Raw genomic sequence first — 24,878 nt, 5'->3', positions numbered from 1 at the left:
GGCCGCAGACTCCTTCGCATCGAACGGGTCTCACCGCGAAGCAGGGGGAGACACCACAGCAGCTGCCCGGTCACGGGCGGAGTTCCTTCAGCACCAGGCGGGCTGCGGTGGCCAGGGGGCCCTTGGGGTTGCGCGGGAAGCGGCCCCGTTCCAGCACCTCGGCCAGGCCCGGTTCGGGCCTCATCTGGGTGAGGAGGGGGACGCCGATCACGTCGGCCATTTCGGTGGCTTGCAGGTTGCCGGGGGACGGGCCGCGCACCACCAGGCGGAGGTTGCGGCCCTGGGTGAGCAGGCGGGAGGCGACTCGGGAGGCGGCTGCGGTGGCTCGCACCTCGGCCGGCACCACCAGGACGGTGAGGTCGGTGCGGTCCAGGGCCGCGGAGGCTGCGGCGGTGGGGTGGCGGGGCAGGTCTACGACGACGGTGTGGCCGGCGCGGCGGCCTGCGTCCAGGACTGCGGCCACCGCGGCGGGTTCCGGGTCTGGGCCGGTTCGGTCGCAGGCCAGGACGCTCAGGCTGCCCGCGGCGGGCAGGGCCGCGCGGAGAGCGGACATCGGGACTCGGCCGCCGGTGCAGTGCACGCCCGGCCAGCGGGCGCCCTCGTCCGATTCGGTGCCCAGGGCCAGGTCTATGCCGCCGCCCAGGGGGTCGCAGTCGACGAGCATGGCCTCGCCGCCCGTCGCCACCGCCTCACGGCCGCAGGCGATGGCCAGGATCGAGGCGCCGGAACCGCCTCGGCCTCCCACGAACGAGACCACGCGGCCGCGGTCGGAGGGTGGGCCCTCGTCCACGTCGGCGAGAGCGCTCACCAGCAGGCGGCCCTCCACCGGGAGTTCGAGCACTCCGTCGGCGCCCAGGGCCACTGCCAGGGCCCAGGGCGGGTCGCCTCCGTGGACCACCAGGACGCCGGTGCGGCGGGGGAAGTTCGCGTCCAGGCAGGCGGAGACGGCGGCCGGGTCGAGCAGGACCAAGGGAGCGGTGTGCCACTCGGCGCGCAGAGCGGTCACGTCGGGCGCGCGGGAGATCTCGCAGTCGGCCGCGGCGGCGATGCGGAGGACTTCGTCGAGCAGGTCCGGGTCGGTGACCAGGGCGGTGGGGTGGGTCATGGGGTCCACGCTGGTGGGTCGTGATGAACGACACAACGAGCGAAGATCCAGATGTGGACAAATCGCGGGGTGTGGACAAGTCGCGATCTTGAAGCGTTTCGACGACGGGGAGTGTCGGACCCGTGTGCGAGCCTGGAGGGTTGGGCGGCGAAAGGCCGGCGAAGGACCGCAGAGGTTCAGTCGCGGCGACGCGGAAACGGGGTCCGGATATGGGACGACCCCCGCCAGGGGGGAGGGACGGGGGTCGTCAATGGTTCAGTCCCGGGGGGTCGGACTGAACCCGTCCGTCGAACCGGACTCTCCTACTGTATCCCCATGCGCCAGTGCTGCGCGCAACTTCGGCAACAGCCGCGGGCCAAGTTTCGGTAACCGTGCAGCACAACGGTTTCGTACACAAACGAAATGCCGCCCGAACGGCCTACTGACGAGTACGCCTAAGCTGCGGTACATGAGTCGGATCGCCGCCTTCTTCGACCTCGACAAGACCGTGATCGCGAAGTCGAGCACGCTGGCGTTCAGCCGTCCCTTCTTCCAGGAGGGACTGATCAATCGCCGCGCGGTGCTGAAGAGCGCTTATGCGCAGTTCGTGTTCATGCTCGCCGGTGCGGACGCGGACCAGATGGACCGCATGCGCGCGCACATCACGGCACTGGCCGCGGGCTGGGACGTCGAGCAGATCCGCAGCATCGTGAACGAGACGCTGCACGACATCGTCGACCCGCTCGTCTACAAGGAGGCGACGCAGTTGATCGCCGACCACAAGGCGGAGGGTCACGACGTCGTCATCGTGAGCGCGTCCGGCGAGGAACTCGTCGCCCCGATCGCTCAGATGATCGGTGCGGACTACAGCGTCGGTACGAAGATGGTCGTGCACGACGGCCGCTACAGCGGCGACATCGACTTCTACTGCGCGGCGGACAACAAGGCCGTCGCGATCAAGCAGCTCGCCGCCGAGCACGGCTACGACCTCACCCAGAGCTATGCCTACTCGGACAGCGTCACGGACCTGCCGATGCTCGAGGTCGTCGGCCACCCGACGGTCGTGAACCCGGACCGCGGCCTGCGCCGGTTGGCACTGGAGAAGGACTGGCCGGTGCTGCAGTTCGTCGACCCGGTGAGCCTGCGCGCCCGCATCCCCACCCCCTCGGGCAAGGCGGTCGCGGTCACGGCCATCAGCATCGGCGCGGTCGCGGCGGCCGGCGCCGCCTGGTACGGCCTGCGGCGCAAGCGTGGCCGTGACTGAAGTCAAGGCCACGAACCACAAAGGCACCGAAGGTGACCGGTACCGACGAGTAGCGGCAACGCCACGCACACGTGGTGTTCGCGTGAGTGCACGCCGCCGCCCTGTCAGCGGTACCAGAACACGAACAAACGCTCACAAATCCAGAAACGCCAGTACTTTCACTACTGAACGTGGCTTGACCGGTGCACCCGTCCGAGCCCTTGCCGTGACCTGCCACACGCACTTAAATGGGTGGTGCGGACCTCGGGTCGGCCAGGGACCAGACGAAGAGAAGTCAGGATCCACCCCGGCCAAGCTCCGTGCGCGGACTTCGAGCACCCACGCGCAGCACGCCGCGGGAGGCTTGTCGTCTAGGGCCTGCGTACCGGGACGCCGGACGCCGAGGCCAGGGTTGTACGACTGGAGTTGCACGCTTGGTAACTCGCAAGCCCGCGCTGAAGACGGGGCCACCCTTTCGAGGGTGGCCCCGTCTGCTTGTTCAGTCAAAAATTGCCTCCGGACGGCAGAATGTTCGCCCGTTGACCCACCACGCAGCCGTGAGTAACTTGCGAAATACGCCAGTTACCTGTGGGAAATCACCGGGAGGCACGGACAAGTGCGGAAAATCGCCGCGTTGACGCTGGTCACAGCCATGGTCGCCCTCACGCCGGTGGCGAGAGCGGACGCCTCGGTGACCACGCTCCGCGGGATGTCGCTGGAAGAGAAGGTCGGCCAGCTCTTCGTCACCTACGTCAACGGCCAGGCCGCCGACGTCCCGCACCCCAAGAACCAGACCGACTTCGGTGTAGCGACCGCCGCGGAGATGGTGCGCAAGTACCACCCCGGCGGCGTCATCTACTTCAACAACTCCACGCGCGACAACATCGAGAACCCGAAGCAGATCGCGCAGCTCTCCAACGGCCTGCAGAAGGCCAGCCCGATCCCCTTGCTCATCTCGACCGACCAGGAGATGGGCCTCGTCACGCGCATCGGCCCGCCGGCCACGCAGCTGCCGGGCAGCATGGCCCTCGGCGCCGGCCGCAACACGCAGGACGCCGAAGAGGCCGCGCGGATCACCGCCCAGGAGCTCCGCGCGATGGGCATCAACCAGAACTTCGCACCGGACGCCGACGTCAACTCCAACCCGGCGAACCCGATCATCGGTGTGCGCAGCTTCTCCAGCAACCCCAAGCTCGCGTCCGACATGATCAGCGCCCAGGTCCAGGGCTACGAGGGCCGCCGCTGGTTCGACATGAACTCGGTCACCTCGACCGCCAAGCACTTCCCCGGCCACGGCGACACCTCCGAGGACAGCCACACGGCCCTGCCGGTCTCCAACCGCAGCCTCGACCAGTGGCGCCAGATCGACGCGCCGCCGTTCCAGGCCGCCATCGCCGCCAAGATCGACTCGATCATGACCGCGCACATCCAGGTGCCGCAGATCGACCCGTCAGGCAACCCCGCCACGCTCTCCCCCCGCGTCATCACCGGTCTGTTGCGCGAGGAGCTGAAGTACGACGGTGTCGTCATCACCGACTCGCTGGAGATGGCGGGCGTCCGCAAGCTCCACTCCGACGCCGAGATCCCGGTGCTGGCCATCAAAGCGGGCGTCGACCAGTTGCTGATGCCGCCGAACCTCGGTCTCGCGATCGACAGCGTCCTCAAGGCGGTCCGCAGCGGTGAGATCTCCGAACAGCGCATCGACCAGAGCGTCCTGCGCATCCTCAAGATGAAGCTCCTGCGCGGCGTAATGCTCAACGCCCAGGTCGACGAGAACAAGGTCGACCAGGTCGTCGGCTCCAACACCCGACAAGCCCAGGCCATCGCCGACCGCACGATCACCGCCATCCGCAACGACGCGCAGGCCATCCCGCTCAACGCCACCGCTCCCCTGGTCGTCGGCACCAGCGACGCACCCGCGACGGCCCTCGCCACCAGGATCAAGGGCACCAAGGTCGTCACGGCCACGAGTCCCACGCCGGCGCAGGTCCAGCAGGCGCTCGCAGCCGCGGCCAACGCGGACAAGATCGTCGTGCTGACCAACAACCTGAGCACCCGGCCGGCCCAGCTCGACCTGCTCAACCAGCTGGTCGCCACCGGCAAACCGGTCATCGCGGCCGCCACCGGCAACCCGTACGACGTCGCCTACAGCAACGCCAAGACGTGGCTCGCCACCTACTCGACCACGACCGTCTCGATGGAGGCGCTGGCCAGGATCCTGCTCGGCGAGGCCAAACCGCAGGGCAAGCTCCCGATCGACGTCCCCGGCCCGACGCCCTACCCGTTCGGCCACGGGGTGACCTGGTGAGGCGACGGAGCTTCCTCACCGCGAGCGCCCTCTCCGTCCCCCTCGTCACCACCGGCACCGCCACCGCGGCCCCGAAGCTCGCGACCGCCGCCGAACAACTCGCCCAGGACGGCTGGCGCAAGCTCAAGGGCCGCAAGGTCGGCGTGCTGACGAACCCGACGGGCGTGCTCAAGGACCAGACCCACGTCGTCGACTCGATGGTCGCCCACGGCGCCAAACCGCAGGCCGTCTTCGGCCCCGAACACGGCTTCCGCGGCACGGCCCAGGCCGGTGGCTCGGAGGGCGACTACGCAGACCCACGCACCGGTGTGCCGGTGTACGACGCGTATGGCGCCAACGCCACAAAGCTCCAAGCGATGTTCACGAAGGCGGGCATCGACACGGTCGTGTTCGACATCGCGGACGTTGGTGCGCGCTTCTACACCTACATCTGGTCGATGTACACGGCGATGCAGGCCGCACCGAACCTGGACTTCATCGTCCTCGACCGCCCGAACCCCATCGGCGGCAACGCGAACGGCCCGCAGCTCGATCCCGCCTATGCCACGGGCGTGGGACTGAAACCGATCGTGCAGCAACACGGCATGACGGTCGGCGAACTCGCGCGTTTCTTCAAAGGCGAGTTCGACCTCACCACGAAACTCGAAGTGGTCAACGTCCGGGGCTGGCGCCGGAACCAGCTCGACACCGGCCTGCCGTGGGTGCCGCCGAGCCCGAACATGCCCACCCAGGACACCGCGCTGGTCTACCCCGGCACGTGCCTGTTCGAAGGCACGGTGCTGTCCGAGGGCCGCGGCACCACCCGCCCGTTCGAAACCGTCGGCGCACCCGGCATCGACTGGCGCTGGGCCGAGGAACTCAACGCGCTCGGCCTCAGGGGTGTCCGGTTCCGCGAGACCTACTTCGCGCCGACGTTCAACAAGTTCCAGGGCAAGACCTGCGGCGGTGTCACCCTGCACGTCACCGATCCGCACTCCTTCGACGCGATCAAGACCGCAACAGCCATGCTGATCACCGCGAAGTCCTTGTACCCCAGCGTGTTCGCGTGGCGGCCCGACAACTGGATCGACAAGCTCAGCGGCTCGGACCGGCTGCGCGGGATGATCGACGCCCAGGCCCCGCTGGACGAGATCGTCGGGGCGTGGCAACGAGAACTGCAGCAGTTCCGCCGCACCCGCCTGCCCTACCTGCGCTACCGGTGAGGACGACATGCTCATCCCTGCCCTGGCCGTCGCACTCGTGACGGCCGCGATCCCCGGCCATTTCGACCAGCCCCAGGACGGTTTCGCGCACCCCTGGACGACCCTGCGCGAGTCCAACCCGTACTGGGCGAACCTCGACCCGGAGCCGATCAACACGGCCCTGCGCCAGGTCCGCGACTTCACCAAACCCCAGGCCAACGGCAAACCGCTGTACGCCGGCGCCGTCACGATGTACGTGCACGACGGCAAGATCGTCACGCACGACCGCACGGGCTACGCGGTCCTCTACCAGGATCAGCAAACCCAGCTGCCGGAAGACGAACGCGTCCCGATGCAAAAGGACACGATCTTCGACTTCGCCTCGATCTCGAAGCTCTTCACGTCGATCGCGGTGATCCAGCAGGTCGAGCAGGGCCGGGTGAAAGTCGACGAGAAGGTCGCCACCTACCTGCCCGAGTTCGGCGTGAACGGCAAGGAGAACATCACCGTCAAGCAGCTCCTCACACACACGAGCGGCCTCGAACCGTTCATCGCGTTGTGGAAGCTGTACCCGGATGTCCCGTCACGCATCAAGGCCGTGATGGACGTGAAGCCGAAGTCCACGCCCGGCACCACCTATGTCTACTCCGACCTGAACCTGATCACGCTCGGCGAACTGGTCCACCGGGTCAGCGGCAAGAAGCTCGACCAGGCCGTCAGGGACGGCATCACCAAGCCGCTCGGCATGAAGGACACCGGTTACAACCCGAAGGCCAAGAACCGAACGGCCGCAACGGAGTTCCAGACCGCACCGCCACGCGGCATGGTCCGCGGCGAGGTGCACGACGAGAACGCGTGGTCCCTCGGAGGAGTCGCCGGACACGCCGGTGTGTTCGGCACGGCCAAAGACCTCGCCATCCTCGGCCAGACGATCCTCAACGGCGGCACGTACAACGGCCGCCGGATCCTCACCGAGCACAGCGTCGAGCTGATGCTCACGAACTTCAACCAGCAGTTCCCCGACAACGCCCACGGGCTCGGCTTCGAGCTCGACCAGCGCTGGTACATGGGCGGGCTGAGCGGACCGGGAACCGCAGGTCACACCGGGTACACCGGCACATCGTTCGTGATCGACAAGGCCTCGCGGTCGATCGCGATCCTGCTGACCAACCGCGTGCACCCGAGCCGGGACTGGGGCAGCATCAACCCCGCCAGGCGCGCCGTCGCCGACGGCCTGGCCAACGCGCTCGCCGTCAAGTCGCACGGAAAGCAGTGGCGGGCAACGACTTCCGGCGGCACTCTCACGGCGGAACGCCCGGTCGAGGTCTTCGTCGACGTCGACAAGGGCGACAAGCTGACGATCCAGCACTGGAACGGCACCGACTGGCAGGACGCCCGCACGATCACCACCACCGAACGCCGTTGGATGCCAACGGAATCCGTCAAAACCCGGTTCGTCTACACCAAGGCGGGCCAGTACAACGGACGCGGCGTGTACGTGCACGCCCGTGGCGACGTCACCGCGGAAGGCTGGTCAGTGGCACGCCGCTAGCACGTCAGTGAACAGAGGGAGCGCCCGTGGAAACGCGGGCGCTCCGAAGCTCACCACGATCCCCGTGCGGTCGTCATTGCTCAGCTCGTGCCGGAACCCGGAGAGAGGACTGACCTCGATCCCACGTTCGCGCGCGGTCTGCACGATCTCCGTTTCATAGGGCGTATCAAGCACAGCGTGCATACCGGCCGCGATACCGGACACCGACGCGTACGGCGAAACAGCCTCCACGAGCCGGTCACGTCGTCGTTGGTACTTCAACCGCATCCGCCGCACGTGGCTGTCGTACGCGCCCGACGACAAGAAGTCAGCCAACGTCAACTGGTCGAGCATGCTGATGTACTGCTCGCGATCGGTCTTCAGCGCCAAGATCGGATCCACGAACCGGTCCGGCAACACCATCCACGCGATCCGCAGCGCCGGCGACAACGCCTTGCTGGACGTGCCCAGATAGACGACGTGCTCCGGATCGAGCCCCTGCACGGCCCCGACGGGCTGCCGGTCGTAGCGGAACTCACCGTCGTAGTCGTCCTCCAGCACAAGACCGCCCACGCGCCGTGCCCACTCCACGGCCGATGCGCGCCGCCGTGGATGCAGAGGGCCACCCAACGGAAACTGGTGCGCGGGCGTCAGCACGCAGGTGCGCAGGTCATCGGGCAGCTGTTCGGTGTTCGCGCCGTGGTCGTCCACCGCCAGCGGCACCGTCGACTTCCACAACGACCGGTGGAAGCCCAACCCGTACTCCTCGACCACGACCGGCGGCTTGAGCAGCCGGTTGAACATCTGGATCGCGCCCGCGAACCCCGAACACACCACGATCCGCTCAGGATCGGTCCGCACCCCACGAGCCCGCGCCAGGTACTCGGCCAACGCCGTCCGCAGCTCGATCCGCCCCTGCGGATCACCCGGACCGAACGCCTCCGACGGCGCCGCCATCAACGCCCGCCGCGTCGAACGGATCCACTCCGTGCGTGGGAACTCGGTGATGTCCGGCGTCGACACGGTCAGATCGAACCGCACGTCCGAGCCCACAACACGACGCGAAACCGGAGACGGCGGCGATACCCGTTGGGCAACAACGGTTCCCGAACCCTGACGCGCAGTCAGCCACCCCTCCGCCACGAGCTCCGCGTACGCCTCCGCGACGGTGTTCCGTGCGATCCCCAGATCGGCGGCGAGTGATCGCGACGCGGGCAGCCGCGTCCCCGGAGGCAGCCGCGCCGACCGGACCGCCTCCCGCAGCGACGCCGTCAACCGCTGCCGCAGCCCACCCGGACCGGACAGGTCGAGGTGGAAGTCAAGATTGGCCCACGATTCCACGATCAGATTGCACCATGCCGGGAGCCAATCAGCGGCCTAACTTCGTGGACATGACGAACCGAATCGACCTCGCCAAGAAGGCACCGAAGGTCTACCGCGCCATGATCGCCCTCGACGCCGCCGCCCGCGAAGGTCTCGACGAGCAGCTCGCCGAGCTCGTCCGCATCCGCGCTTCCCAGCTGAACCACTGCGCCTACTGCCTCAACATGCACACGGTCGACGCACGAAAGGGTGGTGAGTCCGAGGCGCGCATCTACCTCCTCAACGCCTGGGAGGAGGCCGGCGACCTCTACACCGAGAAGGAGCAGGCCGCGTTGCGGCTGACGGAGGCCATCACGGTCTTGAGCAGCCACGAGTACGTCAGCGACGAGGTCTACGAGCGGGCGGCGAAGCACTTCGACGAGGAGGAGCTGGCGCAGCTCATCGCGCTGATCTTCACCATCAACTCGTGGAACCGGATCGCCGTCTCCACCCGAAAGAAGCCCGACGTTCGGTGACATTCCCCCGCAGATTCGCCCGTACAGGGTGACTTTCGGACACAGTTGGGGTGAGTTACTGCCACACTCCGTTGACCCCCGAAGTTGCGGTTAGTAAGTTTCCCACGTGTCCACTGAAAGCAGTGCCGAGTCCAGTCCGCTGGTGAAGATCCGGTCCTTGCTACCGGGTCTCGCGCGCGCCGAACAGCGCGTCGCGAAGGTGGTCCTGGAGAACCCGGCAACAGTCGCGCACCGCAGCATCACCGAGGTCGCCGAGCAGGCGGGCACGAGTGAGACCACGGTGACGCGGTTCTGCAAGGCCATTGGCGTCGGCGGGTACCCGGAGCTGCGCATCGCGCTCGCCGCCGACACCGCGCGCAGCCAGGCCAGGGCCAACCACGACATGGGTGGCGACATCGGGCCTGGTGATGACCTCAAGCAGGTCGTGGGCAAGGTCGCGTTCGCCGACGCCCGCGCCGTCGAGGAGACCGCCGAGCAGCTCGACGTCGAGTCGCTCGACAAGGTCGTCCAAGCCGTCGCGGGCGCCCGCCGGGTCGACGTCTACGGCTTCGGCGCGAGCGCTTTCGTCGCGTTCGACCTGCAGCAGAAGCTGCACCGCATCGGCCTCACCTGCTTCGCGTGGAACGACACGCACATCGCGCTGACCTCGGCCGCCGTCCTCACCGACGCGGACGTGGCCGTCGGCATCTCGCACACCGGCTCGACCTCGGAGACCGTCGAGGCGCTGCGCGTCGCCCGCGAGACCGGCGCCACCACCGTCGCGCTGACGAACTTCCCGCGCTCGCCCATCACCGAGGTCGCCGACCACGTGCTGACCACGGCCGCGCGCGAGACCACGTTCCGCTCCGGCGCGATGGCCAGCCGCATCGCGCAGCTCACCGTGATCGACTGTCTGTTCATCGGCGTCGCCCAGCACCACGTGGACACGGCGAAGACGGCGCTGGAGGCGACCTACGAGGCGGTGTCCGGTCACCGGCTGGGCGCGAGACCAGACGGCCGACGGCGGCCGCGGGAGACGACTAAATGATCTCCCCCCGGAACGGTGTGGTGGTGCGCGTGGAATCTCCGACGGAGCAACGGAACCCTCGCACGACGGACATCGACCGGGTCTCCACGATCGACGTGCTGCGGATGATCAACGACGAGGACCGCACGGTCCCGTCCGCCGTCGCCGAGGCACTGCCGGAGCTGGCCCGCGCGGTCGACCTCGGCGTCACCGCGATCATGTCCGGCGGCCGCGTCCACTACGTCGGCGCCGGCACGTCCGGCCGGCTGGCCACGCTGGACGCGGCTGAGCTGGTACCCACGTTCAACACCCCGGCCGACTGGTTCGTCGCCCACCACGCCGGCGGTTCGGAAGCCCTCGTCCGCGCCGTCGAAGAGGTGGAAGACCACTCGGGTGCCGCCCAGATCCGCCGGCACGCCACCGGGAAGGACGTGGTGGTGGGCGTGACCGCGTCCGGACGCACGCCGTTCGTGATCAGCGCGCTCCAGGAGGCGCAAGCGCTTGGCGCCAGCACGGTGCTCGTGTCGAACAACGCGTCGGTGCCGTTCGCGCCGGACGTCCTGGTCGCGCTGAACACCGGGCCCGAGGCCATCGCCGGGTCGACCAGGATGAAGGCGGGGTCGGCCCAGAAACTGGTCCTGACCTCGTTCTCCACCGCGGTGATGATCAAACTCGGCCGCACCTACTCCAACCTGATGGTCAGCATGCGCGCGACCAACGCGAAGCTGCGCGGGCGGACGATCCGGATCCTGCACGAGGCCACCGGGCAGTCCGAGAACGCCTGCGAGCGGGCGCTGGCGGACGCGTCCGGCGATCTCAAGGTGGCGCTGGTGCACCTGCTGGCAGGCGTACCGGCCGAACGTGCGGCCGCCGCCCTGGAGGACACGAAGGGCCACGTCCGCAACGCCCTGGACCGGCTAGCCGGGTAGCACGGGACGCCACGGGATCGGCGTCGACAGCACCATCGCGCTGGACGTCTCCCCGTGCGCGGCCAGGCGGACCAGAAGGCGTTCCAGCTCGACGATCGACGTGGTGACGACCTTCACGACCGAGCAGATCTCGCCCGTCAGCCGCACCACCTCGACGACCTCCGGGACATCGTCCAGAAGTTCGGGATGGACCGTGATGCACCTCGGGCCGTAGCACTTCATGCGCACCAACGCGACGACAGGACGCCCGACGACGGTGGGGTCGACCACGGCGCGATAGCCGGTGATCGCGCCCATGTTCTCCAGCCGTCGGACCCGTTGGGCGACCGTCGGCGGTGAGACGTGGACTCGGCGTGCGAGCTCGTTGTACGACAGGCGCGCATCCTCTTGGAGTGCCTCCAACAGGGCCTTGTCGACGTCGTCCAACATGAACGCAAAGCTACCCGTCGATCTGGTTTACGTTTGGAAGAAGATTGGCGCGAACGCCTTTGGTCGCCCATTCAGGTGACGGGCGGTTCCGGCGACGATTGAGGCATGAGCTGCCCCGTGTCCCCCAAGCTGGATTTCGGCGGCACCACGCCGTACGAGGACTACGTGCACGCGTCGGTGTTGCACACCCTTCAACAGCAGTGGTCCAAAGATCCCCGTGAGATGTCGTTCCTGGTCATCACGCAGGTGATGGAGCTGTACTTCGGCCTGCTCTGCTTCGAGTGGCGGCAGGCCCAGGCCGAACTCCGCGCCGACGACCTCCGCGCCGCCGTGCGCACGCTCCGGCGTTCCGACCTGCACCTGCAGGCGTTGTCGGCGGCGTGGCGACCGATCGCGCGGATGACGCCGACCGAGTTCAACTCCTTCCGCGACGCGCTCGGCGAGGGCTCCGGTTTCCAGTCGGGCATGTACCGCGAGATGGAGTTCCTGCTCGGCGAGAAGTCCGCGTCGATGCTCGTGCCGCACCGCGCGGTGCCGGCGATGCACGCGCAGTTGGAGGAGTCACTCGCGAAACCTTCGCTGTACGACGACGTGCTGGCGGCCCTGAAGCGCCGTGGTTTCGACATTCCCGCCGATGTGCTCGACCGCGACCTCACCAAGGCGTACGAGCCGTCGGCCGAGGTCGAGCAAGTGTGGGCGTCGATCTACCGCGGCGACGACCGCGACCTGCTGGAACTGGGCGAGGCGCTGACGGACATCGCCGAGGAGTTCGCCCGCTGGCGCTACGACCACCTGCTCGCGACCCGCCGCTCGATGGGCTCGAAGGTGGGCACCGGCGGCTCGGCTGGTGTTGCCTGGCTGGAGAAGCGCACCCAGCGTGCGGTGTTCCCGGAACTGTGGACCGCCAGGAGCTACGTGTGAAACGCGAGCTGTTCGACATCCCCGAAGGTGTCATCTACCTCGACGGCAACTCCCTCGGCGCAGCACCGAAGCACGTCGCCGAACGGATGCAGGAGGTCGTGCGGCATCAGTGGGGCACGAGGCTGATCCGGTCGTGGTCCGAGGGCTGGTGGGAGGCGCCGCAACGGATCGGCGACCGCGTCGGCCGGCTGATCGGGGCCGCCCCCGGACAGGTCGTCGTCGGTGACTCGACGTCGGTCAACGTCTTCAAGGCGTTGATGGGAGCCGTGAAGGGCACGACCCGCACCGAGATCGTGTGCGACGAGTCGACGTTCCCGACCGACGGCTACATCGCGCAGTCCGTGGCCTCGCTGACCGGGCTCAAGATCCGTGGCGCGCATCCGTCCTCTTTGGACCTGACCGAGGACACCGCGGTGGTGTTGCTCAACCAGGTCGACTACCGGACCGGCGCGCTCAACGACATGAAGGCGCTCACCGAGCAGGCGCACGACGTTGGCGCACAAGTGGTCTGGGATCTCTGCCACAGCGCGGGCGTGCTGCCGATCGAACTGGACGCCCTGGGCGTCGACTTCGCGATCGGGTGCACCTACAAGTTCCTCAACGGTGGACCGGGCTCGCCGGCGTTCATCTACGTGCCGCACGCGAAGCAGGCGACGTTCGAGAACCCGTTGTCCGGCTGGAACGGCCACCGCGAGCCGTTCGCGATGGAGAGGACCTACGAGCCGGACCCCGGCATCGTCCGGGCCAGGGTCGGCACGCCGGACATCCTCTCGATGCTGGCCCTCGACGCCGCACTGGACGTGTGGGACGACGTCGACCTCGCCGAACTGCGTCAGCGAGGGCTCAAGCTGACCGCGTTGTTCCGCGAGCACGTCGAGAAGCTCACGGACCTCGAAGTGATCACACCCGAGGTCCGCGGCAACCAGATCTCGGTGCGCTGCCCGGACGCCAAGGCCGTGATGGACGAGCTGATCGCGCGCGGCGTCATCGGCGACCAGCGGCCGCCGGACATCCTCCGGTTCGGGTTCGCGCCGCTCTACGTGACCGACGAGGACGCGATCAGGGCAGCCGAGGTGCTGGCCGAAGTCACCCGGTGAGTGCGGCGTCCGCGATGCTCTTCGCCTCGCGGGCGCCCGCCTCCAACGACGAGCAGACGAACAGGATCCACTGGGCCAGGCCTTCCAGGGTCCCCGACGCGAACGCCACGGACGCGGCCTCGTACTCGGCGGACCGGCGCAGGCAGGCCACCTCCGGCACACCCAGACCCTTGGGGTCGAGGCCGCTGGAGATGGACGTCATCCGAGCCGCGGCACGGGCCACCACACCGTTGGCCACGTCGAACGGCGCCAGCCCGAGCAGTTCGCCGTGCACGACCGCGACCAGGACCGGTGCCGGCACTGACGTTCCGCCGGTGACCAGCGACCCGAGCATGTCGAGCCGCTGCGAGACGTCTTCCGACACCCGTGGACGACCAACGTCAGAAGCCAGGTCCGCAGCAGCGAGCACGTGCAACCGAGCGAGGGCCTGCAACGGCGCGCGTTGCCAAGTGCTCACCAAACCGCCCAGTGCCTCGGCAACGCGCAAAGATCCGGCCAGCACGGGGTTCGTGACCTCGCCGGACTCCGGAATCTCGGTCGGCCCGCCCTCCAGCGCCGCCGACGCACGGGCCGCGCGGACGGACGCTTCGGCCGCGGTCGTGGCCCAGCCGCGCAAGTTCACCCGATGGCGGTGCACCTGGAAGACGGCGTCCTTGGCCGCGTTGGCGGCGTCGGCCACACCCGGCAAGGAAAGCAGCGGAGCAAGCGGATCGGTCACGGTCGCGCAGAGTACCTGACCAGGTGAAACGCGTGATCCAGCTCACTGTCGGGACCGTTGAGCGCGCAACTTCGCCCGTTCATCGCGCCACACGTGCTTCAACCAGACAAAACGGGTTACACAATGGAAGCCGTGTCGTAATCCGCCCCAGATTGGTCTGAACCTTTCGGGGGAGGAGCCTGTTGGAAGTGAACTGGCTCGCACTACGGTCAGTACCCGCATCCCCAACCGGTCTGGATTTTCCAGGAGGTCTCGCACCATGACCCAGTCGCCAGGCCAGGGCCAAGCCCTGGACAACCTGCTCACGGAGAGCAGGACGTTCCCGCCTTCCGACGAGTTCGCGGCACAGGCGAACGCACAGCCCGCGCTGTACGAGGAGGCGAAGGCCGACCGCGAGGCGTTCTGGGCGAAGCAGGCGGAACGGCTGCACTGGGACACCAAGTGGACGCAGGTCCTCGACTGGACGGACGCGCCGTTCGCGAAGTGGTTCGTCGGCGGCAAGCTGAACGTCGCCTACAACTGCGTCGACCGGCACGTCGAGTCCGGCCACGGCGACCAGGTCGCGATCCACTGGGAGGGCGAGCCCGGTGACTCCCGCGCCATCACCTACGCCGAGCTGCAGCGCGAGGTGTCCAAGGCCGCGAACGCGTTGACCTCGCTGGGAATCGGTGCCGAGGACCGCGTCGCGATCTACATGCCGATGATCCCCGAGGCGATCTTCGCGATGCTCGCGTGCGCCCGCGTCGGCGCGATGCACAGCGTCGTGTTCGGCGGCTTCTCCGCCGAGGCGTTGCGCACCCGCATCGAGGACTCCTCGTGCCGCCTGGTGATCACCACCGACGGTCAGTACCGCCGCGGCAACCCCTTCCCGCTCAAGCCCGCCGTCGACGAGGCCGTCGCCGCCGCGCCGTCCGTGGAGAAGGTCATCGTCGTCAAGCGCACCGACAGCGAGGTCGCGTGGACCGACAAGGACGTGTGGTGGCACGAGCTGGTGGACGGTCAGTCCGACCAGCACACCCCCGAGGCGTTCGACTCGGAGCACCCGCTCTTCATCCTCTACACCTCGGGCACCACGGGTAAGCCGAAGGGCATCCTGCACACGTCCGGCGGCTACCTCACGCAGGCGTCGTACACGCACCACAACGTGTTCGACCTCAAGCCGGACACCGACGTGTACTGGTGCACCGCGGACATCGGCTGGGTCACCGGCCACAGCTACATCGTCTACGGCCCGCTGTCGAACCGCGTGACGCAGGTCGTCTACGAAGGCACGCCGAACACCCCGCACGAGGGTCGCCACTGGGAGATCGTGCAGAAGTACGGCGTCTCGATCTACTACACGGCGCCGACGCTGATCCGCACCTTCATGAAGTGGGGCGCGGACATCCCGGCCAAGTACGACCTGTCCTCGCTGCGCGTGCTGGGTTCGGTCGGCGAGCCGATCAACCCCGAGGCGTGGATCTGGTACCGCGAGAACGTCGGCGGCGGCAAGGCTCCGATCGTCGACACGTGGTGGCAGACCGAGACCGGCGCGATCATGATCTCGCCGCTGCCCGGCGTGGTGTCGACCAAGCCCGGTTCGGCGCAGCGCCCGCTGCCCGGCATCGGCGCGAAGGTCGTCAACGACGAGGGCGTCGAGGTCCCGCACGGTGGCGGTGGCTACCTGGTGCTCGACGAGCCGTGGCCGTCGATGCTGCGCGGCATCTGGGGCGACGAGGAGCGCTACCGCGACACGTACTGGTCGCGCTTCAAGGAGCAGGGCTTCTACTTCGCCGGTGACGGTGCCAAGTACGACGACGACGGCGACATGTGGCTGCTCGGCCGCGTCGACGACGTGATGAACGTGTCTGGCCACCGCATCTCCACCACCGAGGTCGAGTCCGCGCTGGTCTCGCACCCGACCGTGGCCGAGGCGGCCGTCGTCGGCGCGTCCGACGCGACCACCGGTCAGGGCATCGTGGCGTTCGTGATCCTGCGCGGTGGCGCGGGTTCCGACGCCGGTGGCGCCGACGCGATCAAGGCGCTGCGCGACCACGTGGCCAAGGAGATCGGCCCGATCGCGAAGCCGCGGCAGATCATGGTCGTGCCGGAGCTGCCGAAGACGCGGTCCGGCAAGATCATGCGCCGCCTGCTGCGCGACGTGGCGGAGAACCGCGCGGTCGGCGACGTGACGACGCTGGCCGACTCGTCGGTGATGGACCTGATCTCGGCGGGCCTGCAGTCAGGTAAATCCGAGGACTGATCTGCGCAAACGTGACGGGCGTCCTCGGTGGAGGGCGCCCGTTCGCGTTAAGATCGCAACAGGGTGAGCCGGGAAGTCTGGTCGGCACGAGGATTTGTCGTACCAGCTGACCTAGGAGCCCTGTGTCGCGCAAGAAGGCCGTTGTCGCCGAGTTCGCCCGTTACCTCCGCACGGAAACCGTCGGTGGCACCGTGCTGCTCGGAGCCACCGCGATAGCGCTGATCTGGGCCAATTCGCCGCTCTCCCCCGCCTACTTCGGGCTGCGGGACCTCCAGGCCGGACCGTTGACCGTCGGCGACTGGGCCACGGACGGACTGCTCGCCATCTTCTTCTTCGTGGCCGGACTCGAACTGAAGCGCGAACTGGTCGTCGGCGAGCTGTCGGAGTTCAAGGCGGCGGTCCTGCCGGTGGTCGCGGCGATCGGCGGGATGATCGTGCCGGCGCTGTTCGCGTTGGCGATCGGCTGGGGTCAGCCGGGGATCGAGAGGGCCTGGGCGATCCCGGTGGCCACGGACATCGCGTTCGCGCTGGGAGTGCTGGCGTTGACGGCGTCGGGGTTGCCGTCGAGCCTGCGGGTGTTCCTGCTGTCGCTGGCCGTGGTGGACGACCTGGGCGCGATCATCGTGATCGCGATCCTGTTCACGACGAAGTTCAACCTGCTCGCGGCCGGCGCCGTCGTCCTGCTGCTGGCGCTGTACTGGTTCCTGCAGCACAAGAGGATCACCAGCGTCTGGATCTACGTGCCGATCGCGGTCGCGACCTGGTGGTTCATGCACGAGTCGGGCATCCACGCCACGATCGCCGGCGTCGCGCTGGCGTTGCTCACGCGGGTGAAGCGCGATCCGTACGAGCACGAAGCTCCCGCCGTCCGGCTCGAACACCGGCTGCAGCCGTGGTCGGCCGGGGTGGCGGTGCCGGTGTTCGCGCTCTTCGCGGCCGGTGTGCCGGTGGGCGCCGAGGCGTTCGGGAAGCTCTTCGCGGACAAGATCGCCATCGGGGTGATCGTCGGACTCGTCGTCGGCAAGGCGATCGGGATCGTGGGCATGTCGGCGCTCGCGGTGTGGCTCAAGGCGGCCGTCTGGCCGTCCGGCGCCGGGCCGCGGGACATCGTCGCGGTGGCCGTGCTGGGCGGGGTCGGGTTCACGGTGAGCCTGCTGATCGCGGACCTGGCGCTCGATCAGCCCGAGACCGCCAAGGCCGCCGTGCTGATCGCCTCGATGATCTCTTCGCTGCTCGCCGCGGTGTTGCTCATTCGCCGCAGCCGGGCACATGGCACGATGTCCGAGTGACCACCAGGGAGCACATCGCGTCGATTCCGCTGACCGCAGACGACCCGACGGCCGAGGCGTCGATCGGCGGCCTCGTTCGTGATGCGACCGCGCACATGTCGACTCTGGTCAGAGCAGAGGTCGAGCTCGCCAAGGGTGAGCTCGTCAAGGAACTCAAGAAGGGCGCGTTCGGCAGCGCCTACCTGATCGCCGCTCTCACGGTGCTCTGCTTCAGCCTGTTCTTCCTGTTCATGGCCCTCGGGTTCGGGTTCTCCGAGTGGTGGGGCTGGCCCAGGTGGGCAGGCTTCGGGCTCGTGTTCGTCGTGATGCTCGTGGCCACCGGGCTCCTGGTCCTGCTCGGCGTGCGCAAGCTGAAGAAGATCAGGGCGCCGGAGAAGTCGATCGCGGCCGCGAAGGACACCGTCGCCGCGCTCACCCAGCGCGACACCAAGAGCAGGGGCGACGACAACTGAGCCGCAAACCCGACCCGTCGGTGGTGCGGGTCGCTGGCCCGTGGACGCACCGCGACGTGTCGGCCAACGGCATCCGCCTGCACGTCGCCGAACTCGGCGAGGGACCGCTCGTGCTGCTCCTGCACGGGTTCCCCGAGTTCTGGTGGTCGTGGCGGCACCAGCTGACGGCGCTGGCCGAGGCCGGCTACCGCGCGGTGGCCGTCGATCTCCGCGGGTACGGCGACTCGGACAAACCACCGCGCGGCTACGACGGCTACACGCTCGCCGGTGACATCGCGGGCCTGATCAAGGCGCTCGGCGCCCAGCGCGCACACCTGGTGGGTCACGCGTGGGGCGGCGCCATCGCCTGGACGGTCGGCGCGGTCCACCCGCGCCTGGTCTCGTCGATCTCGGTGCTGTCCGCGCCGCACCCGCTCGCGATGCGCCGGGCGTTCCGCCGGCATCCGCGGGTGAACTCGCACGTGCTGCGGTTCCAGCTGCCGATCTACCCGGAACGCTGGCTGACCGGCCAGAACGCCATGCAGGTCGCCCGGCTGCTGTCGGCCTGGTCCGGCCCGAAGTGGCGGTCAGCGCCCGAGTTCGACGAGGTCATCCGCCGCTGCCGGCAGGCGATGACGATCCCCGGCGTCGCCCACAGCGCGATGGAGTACTACCGCTGGGCAGTTCGTTCGCAGATCCGCAGCGACGGGCGCCGGTTCACCGAGGCCGTCGACAAGCCGATGCAGGTGCCGGTGCTGCAGCTCCACGGAGCGTTGGACCCGATCACGCTCGAGTCCTCCGCCCGTGACTCGCGGCAGTGGCTCGGGCCGGGGTCGGAGTTCCGGAGCCTGCCCGAGGTGGGGCACTTCCCGAACCAGGAGGCGTCCCACACCACGAGCAGGCTGATCACCGAGTTCCTGCAGAAGACCTCCTGAACGCGGCTGCCAGCGTCCCCGCCGGGTCGTCCGGCAGATCGGCCGAGCGCCAGGCGATGTAGCCGTCCGGCCGGACCAGCGAGGCGCCCTTTTCGGACAGTCCGAACACGTCCAGCTGCTCGACCCGTTCGTACCGGACACCCAGCGGCGCCGCGGCTTCCTCCCACTGCGGGTGGTCCGCCACGAGCACCCAGCCGCGTTGGAACAGGTCCAAAGTGGACTTTCCGGGCTCGATCCACACGTGCGGTGCCCGCGTGCCCGGCTGGCCGTGCCACTGCTCGGGGAGCTGGGCGGGCGGCAGTTCCTGGCCGGCGCCAAGCACCGCGGCCGACCGGTAGAGGACGCCGTAATGCATCGCGTTGTTGTCGAACAGCGGCGCGTCCACCGGCTCGCCATCACGGTTGTGGCCGTCGTTGCGCGCGAAAATCTGCTGGTGGCACAACGAAGCGACCGGGCGGCGTTCCGCGTCGTAAGTGTCCAACAAGGACGGACGTGACTCGCCGTTCAGCACGGCGGCGAGCTTCCAGGCGAGGTTGTGCGCGTCCTCGATGCCGACGTTCGCCCCGAACCCGCCACGGCTCGGCGGCAAGGTGTGCGCGGCGTCGCCGGCCAGGAAGATCCGGCCGTCCGCGAACCTGTCCGCGACCGCCGCCGAGATCGTCCAGCGGCCGGTGGTGATGATCTCCACCTCCAGGTCGTCCCTGCCGATGGCCTGGAAGATCTTCTGCCGCAGCTCGGGCTCGTCGTACTCGCGGTCCTCGAGCATCAGGACCCAGCGGCCGTCGCCGTAGGTGGTCAGGAAGCCGACGCCGTCGACGACGAACTGGCCGACCCCGTCCTTCAGGTACTCCTGCAGCGGTGCGCGGAACAGCACGCTGCGGGACGTGTGCATGTACCCGCGCCCGCTGCGGGTGATGCCGAGCTCCTCCCGGATCGAACTGCGGTGGCCGTCCGCCGCGACCAGGTAGTCCGCGCGGATCTCGTACGGCTCGCCGTCGCCCTGGACGATCGCCGTGACGCCGTCGCCGTCCTGGGAGAACTCCAGCATCCGGGTGCTCATGCGGATGTCCGCGCCGAGCTCGCGGGCCTTGTCCCGCAGGATCGGCTCCATCCGGTCCTGGGCCAGCGCCACGCCTGTGCAGGGCGAGTACTCGACGTCCGAGAGCTCCGCCGGCGGCGACCAGAAGGTCTCCTCGAACCGCTCCCCGACCAGGCTCGCCACCCGGACCCGCCGGATGCCGAAGCCCTTCATCACCCGGCTCGGCGGCAGCTCGCCCTCAAGGCCGACCGCCCGCAGCAACTCGCCGACCCGAGCGTTGAAGCCGACCGCCCGCGGGTGCGGTGAGCTGCCCGGATGCTTCTCCACCAACGTCACGTCCACCCCGCGCCAGGCCAGGAACATCGCCGCCGACGTGCCCGCCAGCCCTCCCCCGATGACCAACACCGAAGTCTTCATCTCTTCCCCTCTCGATACGCTGTATCGCTCAATACACTGTATCGCGATGAGACGCTGTATTGTCCAGCTCGATGTCGAACGAACTCGTGTGGGACCGCCCAGAGCCGCCCAGCAAGCCGTCACCGACCCCGTTGAGCAGGGAACTGATCGTGCAGGCCGCGATCAGGCTCGCCGACGAGGGCGGCCTCGACGAGGTGTCGCTGCGCAAGGTCGCGGCCGCGCTGAACGCCGGCCCGATGCGCCTCTACGGCTACATCGAGACCAAGGACGAGCTGCTCGACCTCATGGTCGACGAGGTCTACGGCGAGATCCGGCTGCCGGAACCCGGCACCGACTGGCGCGCCGCCCTGACCCAGATCGCCCACGGCATGCGCGCGGCGGCGAAGCGGCATCCGTGGTTCATCGACCTGCTCGGCGGCCGCCCGCACCGCGGTCCCCACTCGCTGGCGCACATCGAGGCGTCACTGCGCACCCTCGACGGCAGGCCGGAGTTCCCGACCATCGACCACGTGCTCGGGGCGGTCAGCACCGTGATGGCGTTCGTGCACGGCGCCGTCCGCAACGAGATCACCGAGGCCCGCGAGGAGCAGGCCAGCGGCATGACCGAGGAGCAGTGGCAGGCGGCGTCCGGCCCCTACATGCAGCGGATGCTGGCCACCGGGAAGTTCCCGACGCTCGCCAAGGTCATGTACGAAGCCGAGCACACCAGCGCCGCGCCGTGGTTCGACACGGGACTGAGCTGCGTGCTCAACGGCATCGCTACGACGCACACCCCTGGGTAGACGCCCGGCGGGTCAGCGTCGGTGCCTTCTGCACCATCGACTGCACCTGCTGGGCGGTCAGCACGAACCCGGTCTCCGGGTCGTCGACGGCCGCGCCGAACACCACGCCCATCACCCGGCCGTTCGGGTCGACCAGCGGGCCACCTGAGTTGCCGGACCGGACCTCGGCACGAACCGTGTAGACGTCACGCGTGACCGTCTGCGCGTCGTAGATGTCCGGGCCGCGCAGCAGCTCGATCCGCTCCCGCACGCGCGCCGGCGACGCCTTGTACGGGCCGTCCAGCGGGTAGCCGAGCACGATGCCGTCCTCGCCCGGCTGCACCGTGTCGGAACGGAACTGCAGCGGCGTGGCCTCCAGGTCCGGCACCGCGAGCACGGCGATGTCCGTGCGGGGGTCGTAGGAGACGACCGTCGCGTCGAACTGGCCGCGGCCGACCTCGACCGTCACCTCGTTGGTGCCGGCGACGACGTGCGCGTTGGTCATGACGCGTTCCGGCGCGATCACGAACCCGGTGCCTTCCAGGGCACGCGAGCACGACGGCGCGCGGCCGCGGACCTTCAGCACGGACGACTTCAGCCGCTGCACCACCGGGGAGCTCGCGAGCTGGTCGTTCGGCGGCTCGACCGCCTTGAGCGGCGTCCGGTTGAACGGGTCCATCGCCTGCGGGAAGCCCGAGACGTCGAAGAGCTTCTGCAGGTCGTTCGACAGCACCCTGGCGGCCTGCGGCATGGTCTCGTCGACCTTGCCGAGGATCACCGACTGCCTGAGCGACGACGTGAGGTCCGGCAGCCCGACGACCGAGGTCAGCGGGAGCGCGATCATCCACGCCACGATGAAGACGACCAGGCCCTGCACGATCGCGCCCAGCGCGTTGTCCGCGCCGCGCAACGGCGACGCGTTGACCCGAGCCTTGATCGTCCTGCCGATGTAGACGCCGATCGTCTCGCCCAGCGCCACCAACAGCACGACGATGCCGACCGCGAACACGACCTTGGTCACGACGTTCTCGAACTGGGACACCAGGAGCGGAGCGATCTGCGTGCCGAGGATGAGGCCGACGAGCACACCGACGAACGCGGGCAGCGCGACGACCATGCCCTGCCTGGCCCCGGAGACCGCGGCGATCGCGGCAAGGCCCAGCACGAGCAGGTCAACCCAGTTCAACCCGAAAACCTCCGCCTCACTGTGTAGCGCGCAACGCTAGTTCAAGGTCACGCACATCTGTCGCATCCCACGGCTGTTCCCAGCCGCCGAGTGCGATCAGGCCGTTGATCAACCCCGCGGTGAAACCCCACACCAGCATGCCCGGTGCGGAGAAGGCCGCTCCGACGTAGCCCGCAGGGTGACGCACCCGGAACCTGTTCGCAGGATCGGCGAGATGCGCGACGGGCACCCGTGCAACGGCGGCGGTCTCCGCCGGGTCGACAGGTGCGACGGGGCTCGGCTGTTCCCAGTAAGCGAGCACGGGCGTGACCACGAACCCGGACACCGGCACGTACAGCTCCGGCAACAGGGCGAGCGGTCTCACTCCTGACGCAAGTACACCTGTCTCCTCGTAAGCCTCGCGTAATGCGGTGCCGACCGGGCCGTCGTCGGTCTCGTCGGCCGCACCGCCAGGAAACGCGACCTGACCCGGATGCGAGCCGAGCGTGTCCGATCGGCGCAGCAGCAACACGTCCGGGCCGTGGTTCTCGTCCTCGCCGAACAGCATCAGCACGGACGCCTTGCGCACGCCCTCGGAGGGAGCGCGCGGGACCCGCATGAACGTCTTCGCGTCGATCTGGTCGGTGGCCTTGGCCAGGCGCTGCATCCAGTCGGGTGGCTCTGTCGCCTCCGTCATCGAACCGCCTTCTCCACCTGCTCTGGCGCCTTGAAGTACGGCGGATCCGTGATCTGCCGGACCTGACCGTCCGCTGCTATGTAATACGTGGCGGGCAGCGTTATCGGCGCCTTCACTCGTTTACGCAGCTCGTCCGCCCCGTCGTAGACCGAGGGCAGCCGCACGCCGAGCCGGGCGAGCAGTTCGAGGCCGTCGGCTTCGCTGCTCTTCACAAGAACTGGGACGACCGGGACGGCACCTGGTTGCTTCGCATACGTTTCCAGCACGGGCAGCTCCTCCTGGCACGGCTGGCACCAGGTCGCCCAGAAGTTGATCAGGAGCGGCCCCTTCAGCGCGAGGGCCGTCCGGGTGCCGTCGCCGAGACAGGTCACGTCGACGCCGCCCTGTTCACCCGGCACGCACGGCCGTAGCTGGGCCTGCGCGCGCAACGCCGACACGTCCTGCGACGGACGGGACGGCGTGGGCGGCGGCTCCGGCGTTCTGGCACGGGGCCACAGCGCTACGACACCCGCGACGCCGAGGACGAGCGCGAGAACCAGCCAGCGCGTGCGGTTGTTCACCCGACCAGCTTCTCACCCGCTCGAACCCGCTCGGCGAGCTCGATCAGGTGGGGTTTCTCGTCGCCCTTCACCAGCTTGGCCGCCTTGACCGGGTCCTCGGGGCCAAGGCCGAACGACGGGCAGTCGTTCATCAGCAGGCATGCCCCGCACGCAGGCGTTTTGGCGTGACAGACGCGGCGGCCGTGGAAGATGATCCAGTGCGAGGCCATGGTCCAGTCGCGCTTCTCGATGATCGCGCCGATGGCGTGCTCGACTTTGACCGCGTCCTCCTCCGTCGTCCAGCCCCAGCGGCGGACCAGCCGGCCGAAGTGGGTGTCGACTGTGATGCCGGGCACATCGAACGCGTTGCCGAGAACCACGTTGGCGGTCTTGCGTCCTACACCAGGAAGCTTGACCAGCTCTTCCAGCCTGCCTGGGACCACACCGTCGTGCTGCTCCACAAGGGCGGCACCGAGACCCATCAGAGACGTTGCCTTGTTCCGGTAGAAACCGGTCGGGCGGATCATCTCTTCGAGTTCGACCCGGTCGGCGCCGGCGTAGTCGGCGGCCGTCGGGTACTTCGCGAAGAGCGCGGGAGTGACCTCGTTGACCTTCTTGTCGGTGCACTGCGCGGACAACACCACCGCCACGACCAGCTCCAACGGCGTGGTGAAGTCCAGCTCGCAGTGCGCGTCGGGGTATCCCTCGGCAAGCACGCGCACCATCCGGCGGGCCCTGCGGGTCAGGCCGAGTTTGGTTTCCGGTTTCTTGGTTGCGGGCACTGATTCAGCGTAGTCAACACGCCGAAGCCCACCCCTGGACGCGTACTCGAATCCCACTTGCGCCACACTGCGGAGCATCATGACTGCCTGGCTTGTGATCGTCGTACCGATCGTGATCATGTTCTTCGCGCTCTTCATGGAGCGCGTCGAAGCGAAGCTCCGGCACGTTGCCGTGCAGGAGAACGAGGTCGAGGAGTTCCTGGAGTCCGCCAGGCCCGAAGAGGTCAAGGCGCTCTACGGACACGGCATCGGTCGCGCCCTCGACATGTTCCGCCTCCGTCGCCGCGGCCGCGGCG

24 protein-coding genes are annotated in these 24,878 nt (G+C 68.4%); 15 read left to right on the top strand and 9 right to left on the bottom strand.

From position 1 onward, the window contains the following. Nucleotides 1–70: 70 nt before the first annotated feature. Nucleotides 71–1,105, bottom strand: coding sequence for a septum site-determining protein Ssd (ssd, locus tag B0F77_RS13185; RefSeq protein ID WP_086663160.1), 1,035 nt, complete (start codon nucleotides 1,103–1,105; stop codon nucleotides 71–73). A 448-nt stretch (nucleotides 1,106–1,553) separates the two neighbouring features. Between ssd and B0F77_RS13180 the strand changes: the two genes are divergently transcribed. The 4 genes from B0F77_RS13180 (at nucleotide 1,554) to B0F77_RS13165 (ending at nucleotide 7,368) form a co-directional block, all read left to right on the top strand. Next, the gene (locus B0F77_RS13180) at nucleotides 1,554–2,348 is read left to right on the top strand and encodes an HAD-IB family hydrolase (RefSeq protein ID WP_086663159.1); all 795 of its coding nucleotides are present in this window, start codon (nucleotides 1,554–1,556) and stop codon (nucleotides 2,346–2,348) included. A 631-nt stretch (nucleotides 2,349–2,979) separates the two neighbouring features. Next, entirely contained in the window at nucleotides 2,980–4,635 is a 1,656-nt protein-coding gene (locus B0F77_RS13175; protein WP_086663193.1) for a glycoside hydrolase family 3 protein, read from the top strand. Then, nucleotides 4,632–5,837, top strand: a complete 1,206-nt coding sequence (locus B0F77_RS13170; RefSeq protein ID WP_086663158.1) for an exo-beta-N-acetylmuramidase NamZ family protein — start codon at nucleotides 4,632–4,634, stop codon at nucleotides 5,835–5,837. Before B0F77_RS13175 ends, B0F77_RS13170 begins: the two co-directional genes overlap by 4 nt. Before the next feature lie 7 nt (nucleotides 5,838–5,844). Continuing rightward, a complete protein-coding gene (locus tag B0F77_RS13165) occupies nucleotides 5,845–7,368 on the top strand; it encodes a serine hydrolase domain-containing protein (RefSeq protein WP_086663157.1) in 1,524 nt (507 codons plus the stop codon). On the opposite strand, the gene pdxR is transcribed toward B0F77_RS13165, so the two are convergent. Further along, nucleotides 7,351–8,688, bottom strand: coding sequence for a MocR-like pyridoxine biosynthesis transcription factor PdxR (pdxR, locus tag B0F77_RS13160; protein ID WP_211293769.1), 1,338 nt, complete (start codon nucleotides 8,686–8,688; stop codon nucleotides 7,351–7,353). The two genes, B0F77_RS13165 and pdxR, sit on opposite strands and share 18 nt — an antisense overlap. A gap of 50 nt (nucleotides 8,689–8,738) precedes the next feature. Here pdxR and B0F77_RS13155 point away from each other — a divergent pair, with 50 nt between their 5' ends. From B0F77_RS13155 to B0F77_RS13145, 3 genes are all read left to right on the top strand, one after another. Continuing rightward, on the top strand, nucleotides 8,739–9,185 hold the full coding sequence (locus B0F77_RS13155; protein ID WP_086663155.1) for a carboxymuconolactone decarboxylase family protein: 447 nt from the start codon (nucleotides 8,739–8,741) through the stop codon (nucleotides 9,183–9,185). 106 nt (nucleotides 9,186–9,291) lie between these two features. Beyond that, nucleotides 9,292–10,212, top strand: a complete 921-nt coding sequence (locus B0F77_RS13150) for a MurR/RpiR family transcriptional regulator (protein ID WP_211293768.1) — start codon at nucleotides 9,292–9,294, stop codon at nucleotides 10,210–10,212. Further along, entirely contained in the window at nucleotides 10,209–11,120 is a 912-nt protein-coding gene (locus B0F77_RS13145) for an N-acetylmuramic acid 6-phosphate etherase (protein WP_086663153.1), read from the top strand. Before B0F77_RS13150 ends, B0F77_RS13145 begins: the two co-directional genes overlap by 4 nt. Here the strand turns inward: B0F77_RS13145 and B0F77_RS13140 are convergent. Continuing rightward, a complete protein-coding gene (locus B0F77_RS13140; RefSeq protein WP_198680504.1) occupies nucleotides 11,109–11,549 on the bottom strand; it encodes an Lrp/AsnC family transcriptional regulator in 441 nt (146 codons plus the stop codon). The genes B0F77_RS13145 and B0F77_RS13140 overlap by 12 nt on opposite strands. Before the next feature lie 105 nt (nucleotides 11,550–11,654). Between B0F77_RS13140 and B0F77_RS13135 the strand changes: the two genes are divergently transcribed. Together B0F77_RS13135 and kynU are read left to right on the top strand one after the other, a co-directional pair. Further along, nucleotides 11,655–12,470, top strand: coding sequence for a tryptophan 2,3-dioxygenase (locus B0F77_RS13135; RefSeq protein WP_086663152.1), 816 nt, complete (start codon nucleotides 11,655–11,657; stop codon nucleotides 12,468–12,470). Continuing rightward, nucleotides 12,467–13,567, top strand: coding sequence for a kynureninase (gene kynU, locus B0F77_RS13130; protein WP_245848053.1), 1,101 nt, complete (start codon nucleotides 12,467–12,469; stop codon nucleotides 13,565–13,567). The genes B0F77_RS13135 and kynU overlap by 4 nt, the downstream gene beginning before the upstream one ends. Here the strand turns inward: kynU and B0F77_RS13125 are convergent. Further along, a complete protein-coding gene (locus B0F77_RS13125; RefSeq protein WP_086663150.1) occupies nucleotides 13,557–14,285 on the bottom strand; it encodes an oxidoreductase in 729 nt (242 codons plus the stop codon). The genes kynU and B0F77_RS13125 overlap by 11 nt on opposite strands. Before the next feature lie 259 nt (nucleotides 14,286–14,544). On the opposite strand from B0F77_RS13125, the gene acs reads away from it, so the two are divergent. From acs to B0F77_RS13105, 4 genes are all read left to right on the top strand, one after another. After that, nucleotides 14,545–16,527 (top strand): acetate--CoA ligase, encoded by a 1,983-nt coding sequence (acs, locus tag B0F77_RS13120; RefSeq protein WP_086663149.1) that lies wholly within the window; start codon nucleotides 14,545–14,547, stop codon nucleotides 16,525–16,527. A gap of 122 nt (nucleotides 16,528–16,649) precedes the next feature. Then, a complete protein-coding gene (gene nhaA / locus B0F77_RS13115) occupies nucleotides 16,650–17,816 on the top strand; it encodes a Na+/H+ antiporter NhaA (protein WP_086663148.1) in 1,167 nt (388 codons plus the stop codon). Then, nucleotides 17,813–18,268 (top strand): phage holin family protein, encoded by a 456-nt coding sequence (locus tag B0F77_RS13110; protein ID WP_245848052.1) that lies wholly within the window; start codon nucleotides 17,813–17,815, stop codon nucleotides 18,266–18,268. The genes nhaA and B0F77_RS13110 overlap by 4 nt, the downstream gene beginning before the upstream one ends. Further along, a complete protein-coding gene (locus tag B0F77_RS13105) occupies nucleotides 18,265–19,182 on the top strand; it encodes an alpha/beta fold hydrolase (protein ID WP_086663190.1) in 918 nt (305 codons plus the stop codon). The genes B0F77_RS13110 and B0F77_RS13105 overlap by 4 nt, the downstream gene beginning before the upstream one ends. Here the strand turns inward: B0F77_RS13105 and B0F77_RS13100 are convergent. Continuing rightward, entirely contained in the window at nucleotides 19,154–20,638 is a 1,485-nt protein-coding gene (locus B0F77_RS13100; protein ID WP_086663147.1) for an FAD-dependent oxidoreductase, read from the bottom strand. The two genes, B0F77_RS13105 and B0F77_RS13100, sit on opposite strands and share 29 nt — an antisense overlap. 71 nt (nucleotides 20,639–20,709) lie before the next feature. Here B0F77_RS13100 and B0F77_RS13095 point away from each other — a divergent pair, with 71 nt between their 5' ends. Further along, nucleotides 20,710–21,420: a TetR/AcrR family transcriptional regulator gene (locus tag B0F77_RS13095; protein ID WP_086663146.1), complete on the top strand. Its 711-nt coding sequence runs from the start codon at nucleotides 20,710–20,712 to the stop codon at nucleotides 21,418–21,420. Here the strand turns inward: B0F77_RS13095 and B0F77_RS13090 are convergent. Genes B0F77_RS13090 through nth form a run of 4 tightly spaced genes read right to left on the bottom strand, consistent with a single transcriptional unit; the run spans nucleotide 21,398 to nucleotide 24,525 of the window. After that, entirely contained in the window at nucleotides 21,398–22,585 is a 1,188-nt protein-coding gene (locus tag B0F77_RS13090; RefSeq protein WP_086663145.1) for a MarP family serine protease, read from the bottom strand. The two genes, B0F77_RS13095 and B0F77_RS13090, sit on opposite strands and share 23 nt — an antisense overlap. Nucleotides 22,586–22,601: 16 nt before the next feature. Further along, on the bottom strand, nucleotides 22,602–23,261 hold the full coding sequence (locus tag B0F77_RS13085) for an NUDIX hydrolase (RefSeq protein ID WP_086663144.1): 660 nt from the start codon (nucleotides 23,259–23,261) through the stop codon (nucleotides 22,602–22,604). Next, the gene (locus tag B0F77_RS13080; RefSeq protein WP_086663143.1) at nucleotides 23,258–23,821 is read right to left on the bottom strand and encodes a TlpA family protein disulfide reductase; all 564 of its coding nucleotides are present in this window, start codon (nucleotides 23,819–23,821) and stop codon (nucleotides 23,258–23,260) included. Before B0F77_RS13080 ends, B0F77_RS13085 begins: the two co-directional genes overlap by 4 nt. Beyond that, nucleotides 23,818–24,525: an endonuclease III gene (nth, locus tag B0F77_RS13075; RefSeq protein ID WP_086663142.1), complete on the bottom strand. Its 708-nt coding sequence runs from the start codon at nucleotides 24,523–24,525 to the stop codon at nucleotides 23,818–23,820. Before nth ends, B0F77_RS13080 begins: the two co-directional genes overlap by 4 nt. Before the next feature lie 136 nt (nucleotides 24,526–24,661). Here nth and B0F77_RS13070 point away from each other — a divergent pair. Beyond that, nucleotides 24,662–24,878 (top strand): hypothetical protein (locus B0F77_RS13070; protein ID WP_143466703.1); only part of this gene is annotated, 217 nt, incomplete at its 3' end.

This window comes from Lentzea kentuckyensis, from assembly GCF_002150765.1.
GTDB classification, from domain to species: Bacteria; Actinomycetota; Actinomycetes; order Mycobacteriales; family Pseudonocardiaceae; genus Lentzea; species Lentzea kentuckyensis.
Note: the sequence above shows the minus strand (reverse complement) of the source record. Positions and strands in the feature narration are given on the sequence as shown.